Here is a 13405-nt window from a genome sequence, read left to right as displayed (position 1 = left end):
GCGATTTTCTTGAGATTTCAGGGGGTCGCGCGCTTTTTAGATTTGGAGTAATTCCAGATGTCCAGGCATGAGCACGTGCGCGGTCACTGGCGTGATCTCTCGGGCGGCGAGGCGAGCCTTGTGGAGGGCGCCAAGGCGCCGGCCAGTACGGCGCGCGCCCTTCCGATGATCAACGCCCAGTTGGACAGCCGGGACCTGTTTGCGGCGGCGCGGGTCATCACCATCGCTCACGGCGACCAGGTGTATCAGCTGCGCCTGACGGCCCAGAACAAGCTGATCCTCACCAAGTGAGCGGCCGGGCGGCCCTCGGGCCGCTCGGGATGTCGTGCCCGCCGAAGCGCGCGGTGCCGGCCCTCACGCACCGTCAGGCCCGGCCTCGTGCCGGGGCATCCACGCCATGCCGCCGGCGCCCCGCTCGGATGCGCGCGCCCCGCCGCGGGGCGTGGATGGCCGGGACGAGCCCGGCCATGACGATGTCCCGGATCATGCCCCCGTCATGACGGCGATATCTCGGACCATGCCGCCCGTTCTGTCTGGCTGTATCATGATGCCATCCACCCGAGGTCGCGTGGCGCGCGGCGATTTGCGCCTTTCCTTCGCCGCCTTCCTTTGCCAGTAGCTCCGCCCGCGCGACGGGACCGGGCGCGCCGACCCTTTTCGGGGGAGGCGTTTCTGCTATTGTCCGCGCCCAATTCAAGCGGATCCAATAGAGCGCATGGCCATTTCTGAGCCCGCTTCCGGCAAGGGACGGGCCTTCGAACTCGACCTTCCGCGGCGCCTCGACCGGGCGCTCGGCGCGGCCTCCGCGAGCCATGGCCGCGCGTGCCTCGCGCTGGTCGTCGTCTGCCTTCTCGCCTTCCTGCCCGGCTTCTTCTCGCTCTCGCCCATCGACCGCGACGAGGCGCGCTTCGCCCAGGCGACGAAGCAGATGCTGGAGAGCGGCAACTACGTGGACATCCGCTTCCACGACCAGGCGCGCCACAAGAAGCCGGTGGGCATCTACTGGCTCCAGGCTGCGGCGGTGAGCGCGGGCGAGGCGGTGATCGGCCCCTCGGCGCGCTCCACCATCGGCCTCTACCGCATCCCCTCGCTCCTCGGCGCCATCGGCGCGGTGCTGCTCACCTATTGGAGCGCGCTCGCCTTCGTCAGCCGACGCGGTGCGCTGCTCGCCGGCCTGATGATGGCCACCTCGGTGCTGCTCGGGGTGGAGGCGCGCCTCGCCAAGACCGACGCGGTGCTGCTCTTCACCATCCTCGCTTCGTTCGGCGCGCTCGCGCATGCCTATCTGCGCACCGTGGCGGCGCGCGAGAAAGGCGAGGCGGCGCCCAAGGGCGATCTCGGGCTCGCCTTCGTGTTCTGGACCGCGCTCGCCGGCGGCATCCTCGTCAAGGGCCCCATGGCGCCGCTGTTCGTGGCCCTGCCGATCCTGGTGCTGGCGATCATCGAGCGCTCGGGCGCCTTCCTCAGGCCGCTGAAGCCGCTGTTGGGCCTTGCCTGGTGCCTCGTTCTGGCGCTGCCCTGGTTCATCGCCATCTATTACGTCACCGCCGGCGCCTTCTACGAGCACGCGGTGGGCGTCGACATGCTCGGCAAGGTGACGGAAGGGCAGGAGGGCCATTGGGGGCCGCCCGGCACCTATCTGCTGGCGGTGTGGGGCACCTTCTGGCCGGCGGTGGTCCTGGTCGCGCTGGCGGCGCCGTTCGCCTGGCGGGCGCGACGCGAGCCGAAGGTGCGCTTCCTCCTCGCCTTCGTGCTGCCCACCTGGATCGCCTTCGAGATCGCCGCCACCAAGCTGCCGCACTATGTGCTGCCGCTCTACCCGGCGCTCGCCATCCTGGCGGCGCTCGCCATCGAGCGCGACACCATCGCCAAGGCCGGGACGCGGCTCGCCGAGTTGGTGCGGCTGTGGCCGATCCTCGCCATCGCCATCGGCGCCGCCCTGGTCGGCCTCGGCGTCTGGCTCGGGTCGGGCCTCGGGCTCCTGGCGTGGCCGCTGCTCGCGCTGGCGGCGGTGCTCACCTGGTGGGCGGCGCTCGCCTACCGGCGCGCGGGCGCGCCGGGCGCGTTCCTTACCGCCGCCGTTGGCGCGCTGGCGCTCTATTTCGCCACCTACCAGCTGCTGCTGCCGCAGATGCGCGCGCTGTGGGTGTCCGAGCGTCTCGCCGCGGTGGCCAAGGCCGAGGGCTGCCCGGCGGCCAAGATCGCCACCGCGCCCTATCAGGAGCCGAGCCTCGTCTTCCTGGTGGGCACCGACATCAAGTTCATGCCTGCCGCCATGGCCGCGGACCACCTCAAGAAGGGCGGCTGCGCGCTCGCCTTCATCGAGGACCGGGTCATGGGGCCGTTCCAGGTCCGCGCCGCAGCCCTCGGCCTCAAGTACCGCAAGGTGACCACCGTGGACGGCTTCGCCTATAACGGCGGACGTCCGGTGGCGGTGACGGTGCTGCGCTCCGAGGAGCCGGGCTCGTGAGCACCGCGCCCGCGTCCGGAAGCCGCGCCGTCCGCGCCGTGCGCGCGGCGGGGGAGGGGCTTTGGGGCCTCGTCGGCGCCCTGCTCGGCACGCTGGCCTATCTCAAGGCCCGGCCGAAGCGGCTGCCGGCGCCGCGCCTGGGCCTTTCCAGCGCCTGGGAAGGGCTCGCCCTCGCGCTCCTCGCCGTCGGCCTGATCGCGGCGGCCATGGTGCTGGTGGACCCGCTCATCCCGGGCCTGCGCCCGCGCCTCAACCGGGACTTGGTCGCCTTCGCCGACCGCCTGACCGACCTCGGCCTCGGCACCGTCATCCTCTGGCCGCTCGGCCTCGCGCTGCTCTATGTGCTGGCGCTCCAGCCGCGCCTCGACGCCATGGGGCGGCGGGTGGCGGCGAGCCTCGTGGCGCGGCTCGGCTTCCTGTTCATGTCCATCGCCACCATCGGCCTCACGGTCGCCATCGTGAAGCATCTGCTGGGCCGGGCGCGGCCGCAGGCGGCCTTCTTCCTCCAGGGGCCGAACGCGCAGCTGACCTTCGACTGGCTGGCCTGGAAGTCGAGCTTCGCCTCCTTCCCGTCCGGCCACTCCACCACCGTGTTCGCCACCGCGGTCGCCTTCGCCGCGCTCTATCCCCGCGCGCGCTCTTGGCTGGTCGCGCTGGCGGTGGCGGTGGCCTCGACCCGGGTCGTGCTCGGCTCGCACTATCCGAGCGACGTGATCGCGGGCGCCGCCATCGGCACCGCGTTCGTGCTCGGCATGGTGAAGCTGTTCGCCGCCCGCCGGGTGGTGTTCGCCGTCGCCGCCGACGGGCGCGTCCTGCCCATGGCGGGGCCGTCGGCGCGCCGGCTCGGCAAGGTGCTCTTTTCCAAGGCGCCCGGCGCACCCAACGGCGCCTCCGGCGGCGCCCCCCTCGAAGAGGCGAGATAAGTGAACGCTCCCTTCCAAGATTTTCCGGCGGCGCCGCGGCTCTCGGTGGTCATCGCGGTGAAGGACGAGGCCGAGAACATCGCCCCGCTGGTCGCCGAGATCGACGCGGCGCTCGCCGGCCACGCCTTCGAGATCGTGTTCGTGGACGACGGCTCCACCGACGGCACCGCCGAGGAGCTGAAGAAGGCCGGCGCCACCCGCCCCCATCTGCGCGTCCTCACCCACCGGGCCTCGTGCGGGAAATCGGCGGGCGTGGACACCGGCGCGCGCGCGGCGCGGGGCGAGATCCTGCTGCTGCTCGACGGCGACGGGCAGAACAACCCCGTCTACCTGCCGGAGATGGTGCGCGCCATGGACGAGGGCGGCGTGCGGGTCGGCATCGTGCAGGGCGAGCGGCAGGGACGCAAGGACACCCGCTTCAAGCGCTTCCAGTCGCGCTTCGCCAACGGCGTGCGGCGCACGCTGCTGAACGACGATACCATCGACACCGGCTGCGGCCTCAAGGTGGTGCGGCGCGACGTGCATCTTCGCCTGCCGGTATTCGACGGCCTGCACCGCTTCATGCCGGCGCTGGTGAAGCGCGAGGGCTACGAGGTGCGCATCGTCAAGGTGGTGGACCGGCCGCGCTGGCACGGACAGTCCAAGTACGGATTCTGGAACCGGCTGTGGGTCGGCATCGCCGACCTGTTCGGCGTTTTCTGGCTGATCAGGCGGCGCCGCGTGCCGCAACTCGTGGATGAGAGTATCGATGCTCGTTGAACTCGCCAATCAGGTCGGTGACTACCTGCATGACGTCTTCGTGGCCCAGCTGGACTGGTGGGTGGTGCTGGGCTTCGTGGCGCAGATCATGTTCACCATGCGCTTCGTGGTGCAGTGGATCGCCTCCGAGCGCGCGCAGCGCTCGGTGATCCCGTTCGCCTTCTGGACCTTCTCGCTGGGCGGCGGCACGCTGCTCCTGATCTACGCGCTCTACCGCCGCGATCCCGTGTTCATCGCCGGGCAGGCGCTGTCCACCTTCATCTACATCCGCAACCTGCAGTTCGCCCTGCGCGAGCGGCGCGCCAACCGCGCGGTGACCTGAGGCGGCGGGGCGGAGCGCAGCGCAGGGCCGTTCATTCGCGCCCTTCGCGAACCCCTCCCGCCGTCATCCCCCGGCTTGTCCGGGGGATCCACATTGCGGCGTCGGCGGCGCCCGTTCTTCGAGCGCCGCGCAAACGGCTCGGTGGATGCCCCGGACGGGCCGGGGCATGACGGGTACTGGTATATTCGGTGAACCGGCCGCGCTCAGCCGGCCGCCGCAGCCATCTTCGCGAAGGCCTGGTCGATGTCAGCCTTGAGGTCGTCCACGTCCTCGAGGCCGATATGCAAGCGCACGGCCGGCCCCTCCACGTCCCAGACGGTGGCGGTGCGGTAGTCGGCGCAGTCGAAAGGGATGGCGAGGCTCTCATAGCCGCCCCACGAATAGCCCATGCCGAACAGGGCGAGGGAATCGAAGAAGACCGCCACGGCCTTTTCCGGCACGTCCTTCAGGATGAAGCTGAACAGCCCGCTCGCGCCGGAGAAGTCGCGCGACCAGATGGCGTGGCCGGGATCGGTGGGCAGCGCCGGATGGAGCACCCGCGAGACCTCGGGCCGGGCCTGGAGCCAGCGGGCGATCTCCAGCGCCGAGGCCTGGTGGCGCTCCAGCCGCACCGCCATGGTCCTAAGTCCGCGCGCGCCCAGCGCGGCATCGTCCGGGCTGATGGTGATTCCCAGCGTGCCGTGGGTCGCCTGCACCTGACGCCAGGCCGTCCCGACCGCCGAGACCGTGCCGAGGTTGAGGTCCGCGTGGCCGCTGATGTACTTGGTGCCCGCCTGGATGGAGACGTCCACTCCGAAGGCGTGTGGCTTGAAATAGAGCGGCGTCGCCCAGGTGTTGTCGATCAGCGTGGTGACGCCGCGCGCGCGGGCGACCTCGCAGATGGCCGGCACGTCCTGCATTTCGAAGCTCTGGGAGCCGGGCGATTCCATGAAAATGGCGCGGGTGTTCGGGCCGATGAGGCCGGCGATGCCGGCGCCGACCAGCGGATCGTAATAGGTGGTCGAGACGCCCAGCCGCTTCAGCACCGTGTCGCAGACCTGGCGGGTGGGCTTGTAGACCGTGTCCACCATCAGCAGGTGGTCGCCGGCGCCCAGCACCGAGAGCAGGCCGAGGGAGCAAGCCGAGAGCCCCGACGGCGTGAGCACCACGCCGTCGCTGCCTTCCAGCGCCTGGAGCGCGCCCTCCAGCGCCTCGGTGGTAGGATTGCCGCGCCGGCCGTAGCTGTAGCGGCCGCGATGGTGCACGAGATCGTCATAGGTGGGCGAGAGGACGGTGGAGCCGCGCACCACGGGCGTGTTCACGAACCCGTCGAAGCGGAACGGGTCGCGCCCGAGCCGCACCACTTCCGTCTGCGGCGCGAAAGTGCGCTCGCCGTCCCCATTATGACCCATGTTCCTACTCCGTCCCGGAATTCCACCCGCCCGGCGTTCGGCTCTATTGACCCGACCCGCGCAAGACGATGAGATGCGCAGATACGATGCCTCGGGGGTCCTCGTCGAGCCGATGCGACACGAGAGCTGGCGGCGGACCGATCCGGGACCACCAGAGAAGGGACGTTTCCGTGAAGCAATTCCTCATCGCAGCAGCTGCCGGCCTCCTCGCCATGGCAAGCGCGGCCCAGGCGGCGACCCTCGACGACGTCAAGGCACGGGGCGCGCTCAACTGCGGCGTGTCCCAGGGCCTGCCCGGCTTCTCTAGCCCCAACGACAAGAACGAATGGTCCGGCCTCGACGTGGATTTCTGCCGCGCCGTGGCCGCCGCCATCTTCAACGACCCCTCCAAGGTGAAGTATTCCCCGCTCTCGGCGAAGGACCGCTTCACTGCGCTGACTTCTGGCGCCATCGACCTCCTGTCGCGCAACACCACGTGGACCATGTCGCGCGACACCACGCTCGGCTTCAACTTCACCGGCGTGATCTATTATGACGGCCAGGGCTTTCTGATCCGCAAGTCGGCCAACATCAAGTCCTCCACCGAGCTCAACGGCGCCTCCATCTGCGTGCAGACCGGCACCTCCAACGAGCTGAACGTGGGCGACTACTTCCGCTCCAAGAACATGAAGTACAGCGAGGTGATCGCCTTCGCGACCCTCGACGAGGCGGTGAAGGCCTACGAGTCCGGCCGCTGCGACGTGTTCACCTCGGACCGCTCGCAGCTCGCCGCGGTGCGCCTGAAGCTCACCAACCCGGCCGACCACATCGTGCTGCCCGAGACCATCTCCAAGGAGCCGCTCGGCCCGCTGGTGCGCCATGGCGATGACCAGTGGTTCGACCTCGTGAAGTGGGTCGGCTTCGCGCTGATCAATGCCGAGGAGCTCGGGATCACCCAGAAGAACGTCGACGAGATGGTCAATTCCACCAATCCGGAGATCAAGCGCCTGCTCGGCACCGACGGCAAGTACGGCGAGGGCATCGGCCTCACCGCCGACTGGGCGGTGCGCATCGTCAAGGCGGTGGGCAACTACGGCGAGATCTACGACCGTAACGTCGGCCCCAACACCCCGCTCGGCATCGAGCGCGGCGTGAACAAGCTGTGGACCAACGGCGGCCTGCAGTACGGCATGCCGGTCCGCTGAGGGCTGAGGCTCGGCCACTGCCGGCTCCACCCGGGAGCCGCGACCAGGGAGGAGGGGCGTCCGCGCCCCACCTCCAATCATAAGGGGAAAATTCCCCCATCTTCTCGAGGGGCCAATGAGCGATGCGACAGATTCCGCGCCTGTGCATGGCGCGGGCCGGCGGTGGTCATGGACCGATCCCAAGCTCCGGTCGGCCGTCATTCAGATCGCGCTTGGGCTGCTGCTGCTCTTCCTGCTGTGGTCGTTCTACAACAACGCGGTGGCGAACCTCGCCCGCCAGGGCATCGCCTCCGGCTTCGGCTTCCTCGACAACCGGGCCGGCTTCGCCATCAGCCAGACGCTGATCCCCTACAATGAGGACATGACCTACGGCCGCGCCTTCGTGGTGGGCCTCCTCAACACGCTTCTGGTGGCGGTGCTCGGCATCATCCTCGCCACCATCCTCGGCTTCCTGATGGGCGTCGCCCGCCTCTCCAAGAACGTGGTGATCCAAGCCCTGGCCTCGGCCTATGTGGAGGTCACGCGCAACCTGCCGCCGCTGTTCCAGATCCTGTTCTGGTATCTTGCCGTGCTGGCGGCCCTGCCCGGGCCGCGCCAGAGCTGGGGCCTCGGCCTGCAGCCGATCTTCTCGGCCATCTCCAGCGGGCTCAACGCGATCGGCCTCGGCCTGCTGGGCGGTCCGGTCGGCTCCCTGGCCGCCGCGCTCGGCGCGCCCTCCGTGTTCGTGAACAACCGCGGCCTCGTGGTGCCGCGCTTCTTCATCGAGAGCGGCGGCACGGCGCTGCTCGCCGCCCTCGCCGTCGGCATCGTCATCGCGATCCTGTTCTCACGCTTCGCCCGCAAGCGGCGGGAGGCCACGGGCCAGATCCTGCCGGTGTTCTGGATCTGCCTCGCCATCATCGTCGGCCTGCCGCTCCTGGTTTCCGCCGCCATGGGCTTTCCCATCGGCGTGGAGCGGCCGGAGCTGCGCGGCTTCAACTTCGTCGGCGGCGTGCGCGTGATCCCCGAGTTCGTGGCGCTGCTGCTGGCGCTGGTCATCTATACCGCGGGCTTCATCGCCGAGATCGTGCGCGCCGGCATCCTCGCGGTGTCCAAGGGCCAGACCGAGGCGGCGCACTCGCTCGGCCTGCGCAACGGGCCGACCTTGCGCCTGGTGGTGATCCCCCAGGCGCTGCGGGTGATCGTGCCGCCCCTCACCAGCCAGTATCTCAACCTCACCAAGAACTCGTCGCTCGGGGTCGCCGTGGGCTACCCGGACCTGTTCTCGGTGTTCGCCGGCTCGACCCTGAACCAGACCGGGCAGGCGATCGAGATCATCGCCATGACCATGGCGGTCTACCTCACCATCTCCATCCTCACCTCCATGCTGATGGGCTGGTACAACAAGCGCGTCGCGCTGGTGGAGCGCTGAGATGGCCAAGAGCTCCGCAGGCAGCGCCCCCGTCCAGCCCTTCGTCGCGGCGCAGGTCCTCGGCTCCGAGCCGCCGCCGATCTCCGAGCGCGGCACCTTCGCCTATCTGCGCGGGCACCTGTTCGGCTCGCTGCCGCAGGTGCTGCTCACCTTGTTCGGCGCCTGGCTGGTCTATGTGACCATTCCGCCGCTGGTGCAGTTCTTCATCACCGACGCGGTGTGGAGCGGCACCAACCGCGACGCCTGCCTGCCCGACAAGGTCGGCCGCGCGGTCGGCGCCTGCTGGCCCTTCATCTGGGCCAAGTTCGACCAGTTGGTCTACGGCTTCTATCCGGCCGCCGAGCGCTGGCGCGTGAACCTCGTCTACGTGATGGGCGCGGTGCTGCTGCTGCCGCTCCTGATCCAGAGCCTGCCCTACAAGCGGCTCAATGCCAGCCTGTTCTTCGGCGTCTATCCGGTCATCGCCTTCATCCTGCTCACCGGCGGCAACATGGAGCCCAAGGGCTTCCTGTTGTCCTGGCTCGGCCTCGGCGGCGTGTTCTCCGGCTTCGGCGCGGCGGGGGGAATTCAGTTCGGCTTCTGGGCCGACTTCATCCTGTCCACCGCACTGGTGACGGTGCTGGTGGCGCTCGTCTGCCGCTTCGTGGCCGGGCCGGAGGCCATGCGGCCGGCGGTGCGCTCGACGCTGGTGACGTTCGCCGTTCTGGCGGCGATCCTGTTCGCCGCCGACATCGATCTCGGCCTCGCCCCGGTGGAGACGCGGCTTTGGGGCGGCCTGCTGGTGACGCTGGTGATCGCCGTCACCGGCATCACCGTGTCGCTCCCGTTCGGCATCCTCCTGGCGCTCGGGCGGCGCTCCAAGCTGCCGCTGGTGAAGATCGCCTCCATCGCCTTCATCGAGTTCTGGCGCGGCGTGCCGCTCATCACGGTGCTGTTCTTCGCCACCTACATGCTGCCTTTGTTCCTGCCCGGGCGCCTCACCATCGACGGGCTGCTGCGGGCTCTCGTCGGTGTCGCGCTGTTCGCCTCCGCCTACATGGCCGAGGTGGTGCGCGGCGGCCTCCAGGCGATCCCCAAGGGCCAGTACGAGGGCGCCATGGCGGTGGGCCTGCGCTCCAGCCTGATGATGCGCCTCGTGGTGCTGCCCCAGGCGCTGAAGCTGGTGATCCCCGGCATCGTCAACAACTTCATCGGCCTGTTCAAGGACACGACGCTGGTGCTGATCGTCTCGATCTTCGACCTGCTCGGCGCCATGCGCGCGGCCTTCACCGACCCCAACTGGGCGACGCCGACCACCCTGTTCACCGGCTTCGGCTTCGCCGGCATCGTCTATTTCGTGTTCTGCTTCGGCATGTCCCGCTACTCGATGGCGCTGGAGAAGCGCCTCAACCGGGCACAACGCCACTGACGTGAGGATTTCGCCGTGACCGCCGATAGCATCATCGCCGACGTGGAAAAGAGTGCCCCCGAGATCGCCGTCTCCATGACGGGGGTCAACAAGTGGTATGGCGAGTTCCACGTCCTGCGCGACATCAACCTCACGGTCCACAAGGGCGAGAGGCTGGTCATCTGCGGCCCCTCGGGCTCGGGCAAGTCGACCCTCATCCGCTGCATCAACCGCCTGGAGGAGCACCAGAAGGGCAGGATCGTGGTGGATGGCATCGAGCTCACCGACGACCTGAAGCGCATCGACGAGGTGCGCCGCGAGGTGGGCATGTGCTTCCAGCACTTCAACCTGTTCCCGCACCTCACCATCCTCGAGAACTGCACGCTCGCGCCCATGTGGGTGCGCAAGATGCCGAAGAAGGAGGCCGAGGCGCTGGCGATGCACTTCCTGGAGAAGGTGAAGATCCCGCACCAGGCGTCGAAATACCCCGGCCAGCTCTCCGGCGGCCAGCAGCAGCGCGTCGCCATCGCCCGCGCGCTCTGCATGCGCCCGCGCATCATGCTGTTCGACGAGCCCACCTCCGCCCTCGACCCGGAGATGGTGAAGGAGGTGCTGGACACCATGGTCCAGCTCGCCGAGGACGGCATGACCATGCTGTGCGTGACCCACGAGATGGGCTTTGCCCGGCAGGTGGCGAACCGGGTGATCTTCATGGACGCCGGCCAGATCATCGAGATGAACGAGCCCAACGCCTTCTTCTCGAACCCGCAGCACGAGCGCACCAGGCTGTTCCTGAGCCAGATCCTGCACTGAGGGGTGGGCACGCGACCGGGCCTTTCCCTCCCCCTTGTGGGGAGGGAAAGGGGTATCACCTGCTTTTCCGGGCGTGCATGGCGCCAGATGCAGAGGGTGCGTAACCCCCGCCCCCTCACCCTTCCCGCAAGGGGGAGGGGGGCCTGCCCCGTCTCACAGGCCGCCGTTTCTCACACTGCGCCGGGCGCCGCCTCCTCCACCGCCAGTTCGAAGGTGATGCACACGCCGTTCCGCCCGTGGGCCAGCCGGCCTTCGGCCATCACGCCGCTCATGCCCACCATGGCGATGTCGAGCCGGGCCTTCAGGCCGCCCGCGCCGTCCGGCGCGATCACGCCGTCGCGCACGAACACCTCGGTGGCGTAGTCGTCCACCGGTGCGCGGTCCTCGAAGCGGGCGCCGACGAGGCTGCCGACGCTGCCGCGCACCCGCCCGGCCGGAAAGCCGTGGCGCCGGCAGATCTCCTCCAGCGCCGCCGAGATTTCCGTGTTCGGCCGCACCCGCGCGAAGGCGATGCGCGGGCCGCCGTCCGCGGCGCGGGCCTGGTGCGGCGTGAACAGGGTGAAATTGGTCTCGGGATCGAAATCGGCGCTGGTCTGAACGTCGCCGGTGCCGTAGGCGCGCGCCGCGATGGGTTCGGCCACCACCGCCTCGTGCGGCATCACGTGCCCGCCGTGGCGGCTGCCGTCGGGCTCGATCCAGAAGGCGTGGCAATGGATGAAGGGGGACCCCTCGCGCCGGCCGAAGGTGACGTTGCCGGCTTCCAGGCGGGTGAGGCCCCGGGGTGAAAATGGCGCGCTGTACCAGGCGGCGTGCGCCGCATCCTGCGCGCCGGCCGGCATCACATAGGTGAAGGGGCCGAAGGCGCCGCCTTCCAGTTCCACCTGCGCCGCCGAGATTCCGGCCTGGAGCAGCGGTCCGGCGATGGCGGCGTTGATGGTGAGGCCCGGCTCCAGCGTGAAATCGAGGCGCTTCAGCGCTCCGACAGCGCTCTCGATGCGCTCGGGTGCCTCGGGGCCAGGCTGCGTCAGGCGGCGGATGGCATCCGGCTCGGCGTCCATGAGCGGGTCCTTGGATGTTCTTGGTGGTTGCGCCCGCAATATCACGCCGCCGGCTCGGGCGGAACGCGCCTCACCGCTCCGGCGGATAGGCGTGGACGCCGCCGCAATGGTCCCGCACCGCGAGGCGCTCGCCGTCCGCCTCCACATAGCCCGGCGTGAGCGGCACCTTTCCGGCGCCGCCGGGGATGTCGAGCACATAAGTGGGAAGCGCGATGCCCGACAGCCGGCCGCGCAGCGCCCGCATGATCGCCTGGCCCTGCGCCACCGGCAGGCGGAAGTGCGCGGTGCCGGGCGCGAGGTCCGGATGGTGCAGGTAATAGGGCTTCACCCGGCATTCCACGAGCGCGCGGAACAGGTCGGCGAGCGTTCCCGCATCGTCGTTCACGCCCTTCAGCAGAACGGTCTGCGACAAAAGCGGGATGCCGGCATCGGCGAGGCGGGCCAGCGCGGCGCGCGCCGGGGCTGAAAGCTCGCTGGCATGGTTGGCGTGGACCGCCACGTAGGAGGTCACGCCTTCGGCTTTCAAAGCGGAGACCAGGGCCGGCGTCACCCGCTCCGGCGCGGCGATGGGCACGCGGGTATGGAAGCGCAGCACCTTCACGTGATCGACGGCGGCAAGGCGCGCGGTCAGCTCCGCCATGCGGCGCGGCGCGAGCATGAAGGGATCGCCGCCGGTGAGGATCACCTCCCAGATCCCGGGATGGCCGGCGATGTAGGCGAGCGCCGCCTCCAGCCGTTCGGGCGTGAGCGCCTCGTCCGCGCCCGGCCCCACCATCTCGCGGCGGAAGCAGAAGCGGCAATAGACCGCGCACACGCTCACCGCCTTCAGCAGCACCCGGTCCGGGTAGCGGTGGACGATGCCGGGCACCGGGGAATGGGCATGGTCGCCGATGGGGTCGGCGCGTTCCTCGGGACGGACCTCCAGCTCCGCCGGATCGGGCACGAACTGGCGGGCGATGGCTTCGCCCGCGCCCGCCGCCAGGAGGTCCTGCAGCGCCGGGGGGACCGCCACCGCATAGCGCTCCGCCACCCGCGCCAGCGCGGCCTCGGCCTGCGGCGCGGCGAGGCCCGCCGCCACCAGGTCGTCGGCGGTGCGCAGGGTGCGGCGCGCGTCGTCTTGCGCCGAGAGCGGCAGGCGGTGGACGGACATGATGAAACCCAGGGAGCCCTTTGAGAAAAGGTACGCTTGCAGGCGGCCGCCGGCAGGCGCACCTATATAGGGATAAGGATAACATCGCCAACGTTCGCGCCCCATGGCCCCGACCCGGGCGCGCGGCGCAGCCGTACAGCGGCGCGCGATGGAGGGACAAGATGCCGACGCTCGACAATGACATCCTCGCCGCCGCCGAGGCCTGGAGCCGGGAGGGCCGCAAGGTCGCCATCGCCACCGTGATGGAGACCTGGGGCTCGGCGCCGCGCCCGGTGGGCAGCCACCTCGTGATCGACGCCGAGGGCAATTTCCTCGGCTCGGTCTCCGGCGGCTGCGTGGAGGGGGCGGTGGTGAGCGAGGCCGGCGAGGTCATCGCCTCCGGCCGTCCGAAGATGCTGGAGTTCGGGGTCGCCGACGAGACCGCGTGGCGGGTGGGCCTGTCCTGTGGTGGCCGCATCTCGGTCTATGTGGAGCCGGTCGCCTAGAACGCGCACCGATCATCTTGCACCGCAAGCTGATCGGATAACGCGTTCTCTG

13 protein-coding genes are annotated in these 13405 nt (G+C 69.6%); 10 read left to right on the top strand and 3 right to left on the bottom strand.

Annotation, left to right across the window (positions count from 1 at the left end):
• Nucleotides 1-57: 57 nt before the first annotated feature.
• From hemP to V5F67_RS17120, 5 genes are all read left to right on the top strand, one after another.
• Nucleotides 58-291 (top strand): hemin uptake protein HemP, encoded by a 234-nt coding sequence (gene hemP / locus V5F67_RS17140; RefSeq protein ID WP_394021751.1) that lies wholly within the window; start codon nucleotides 58-60, stop codon nucleotides 289-291.
• Between the two features lie 424 nt (nucleotides 292-715).
• A complete protein-coding gene (locus V5F67_RS17135) occupies nucleotides 716-2470 on the top strand; it encodes an ArnT family glycosyltransferase (protein WP_394021752.1) in 1755 nt (584 codons plus the stop codon).
• Complete coding sequence (locus V5F67_RS17130; RefSeq protein ID WP_394021753.1) at nucleotides 2467-3393, top strand: phosphatase PAP2 family protein; 927 nt, start codon at nucleotides 2467-2469, stop codon at nucleotides 3391-3393. The genes V5F67_RS17135 and V5F67_RS17130 overlap by 4 nt, the downstream gene beginning before the upstream one ends.
• On the top strand, nucleotides 3394-4152 hold the full coding sequence (locus V5F67_RS17125; RefSeq protein WP_394021754.1) for a glycosyltransferase: 759 nt from the start codon (nucleotides 3394-3396) through the stop codon (nucleotides 4150-4152).
• Entirely contained in the window at nucleotides 4142-4474 is a 333-nt protein-coding gene (locus tag V5F67_RS17120) for a lipid-A-disaccharide synthase N-terminal domain-containing protein (RefSeq protein WP_394021755.1), read from the top strand. The genes V5F67_RS17125 and V5F67_RS17120 overlap by 11 nt, the downstream gene beginning before the upstream one ends.
• A gap of 203 nt (nucleotides 4475-4677) precedes the next feature.
• Here V5F67_RS17120 and metC read toward each other — a convergent pair whose 3' ends face one another.
• On the bottom strand, nucleotides 4678-5865 hold the full coding sequence (gene metC / locus V5F67_RS17115) for a cystathionine beta-lyase (protein WP_394021756.1): 1188 nt from the start codon (nucleotides 5863-5865) through the stop codon (nucleotides 4678-4680).
• Between the two features lie 212 nt (nucleotides 5866-6077).
• Between metC and V5F67_RS17110 the strand changes: the two genes are divergently transcribed.
• From V5F67_RS17110 to V5F67_RS17095, 4 genes are all read left to right on the top strand, one after another.
• Complete coding sequence (locus V5F67_RS17110; protein ID WP_394021797.1) at nucleotides 6078-7049, top strand: amino acid ABC transporter substrate-binding protein; 972 nt, start codon at nucleotides 6078-6080, stop codon at nucleotides 7047-7049.
• A 115-nt stretch (nucleotides 7050-7164) separates the two neighbouring features.
• Entirely contained in the window at nucleotides 7165-8460 is a 1296-nt protein-coding gene (locus tag V5F67_RS17105) for an amino acid ABC transporter permease (protein ID WP_394021757.1), read from the top strand.
• Between the two features lies 1 nt (nucleotide 8461).
• Nucleotides 8462-9868 (top strand): amino acid ABC transporter permease, encoded by a 1407-nt coding sequence (locus tag V5F67_RS17100; protein ID WP_394021758.1) that lies wholly within the window; start codon nucleotides 8462-8464, stop codon nucleotides 9866-9868.
• Between the two features lie 75 nt (nucleotides 9869-9943).
• Complete coding sequence (locus V5F67_RS17095; protein WP_394021798.1) at nucleotides 9944-10660, top strand: amino acid ABC transporter ATP-binding protein; 717 nt, start codon at nucleotides 9944-9946, stop codon at nucleotides 10658-10660.
• 170 nt (nucleotides 10661-10830) lie between these two features.
• On the opposite strand, the gene V5F67_RS17090 is transcribed toward V5F67_RS17095, so the two are convergent.
• Nucleotides 10831-11718 (bottom strand): PPC domain-containing DNA-binding protein, encoded by an 888-nt coding sequence (locus V5F67_RS17090; RefSeq protein ID WP_394021759.1) that lies wholly within the window; start codon nucleotides 11716-11718, stop codon nucleotides 10831-10833.
• Between the two features lie 70 nt (nucleotides 11719-11788).
• Nucleotides 11789-12868: a lysine-2,3-aminomutase-like protein gene (locus V5F67_RS17085; protein ID WP_394021760.1), complete on the bottom strand. Its 1080-nt coding sequence runs from the start codon at nucleotides 12866-12868 to the stop codon at nucleotides 11789-11791.
• A gap of 161 nt (nucleotides 12869-13029) precedes the next feature.
• On the opposite strand from V5F67_RS17085, the gene V5F67_RS17080 reads away from it, so the two are divergent.
• A complete protein-coding gene (locus V5F67_RS17080) occupies nucleotides 13030-13353 on the top strand; it encodes an XdhC family protein (protein ID WP_394021761.1) in 324 nt (107 codons plus the stop codon).
• Nucleotides 13354-13405 lie beyond the last annotated feature (52 nt).

This window comes from Xanthobacter pseudotagetidis, assembly GCF_043194795.2.
GTDB lineage: Bacteria > Pseudomonadota > Alphaproteobacteria > Rhizobiales > Xanthobacteraceae > Xanthobacter > Xanthobacter tagetidis_A.
Note: the sequence above shows the minus strand (reverse complement) of the source record. Positions and strands in the feature narration are given on the sequence as shown.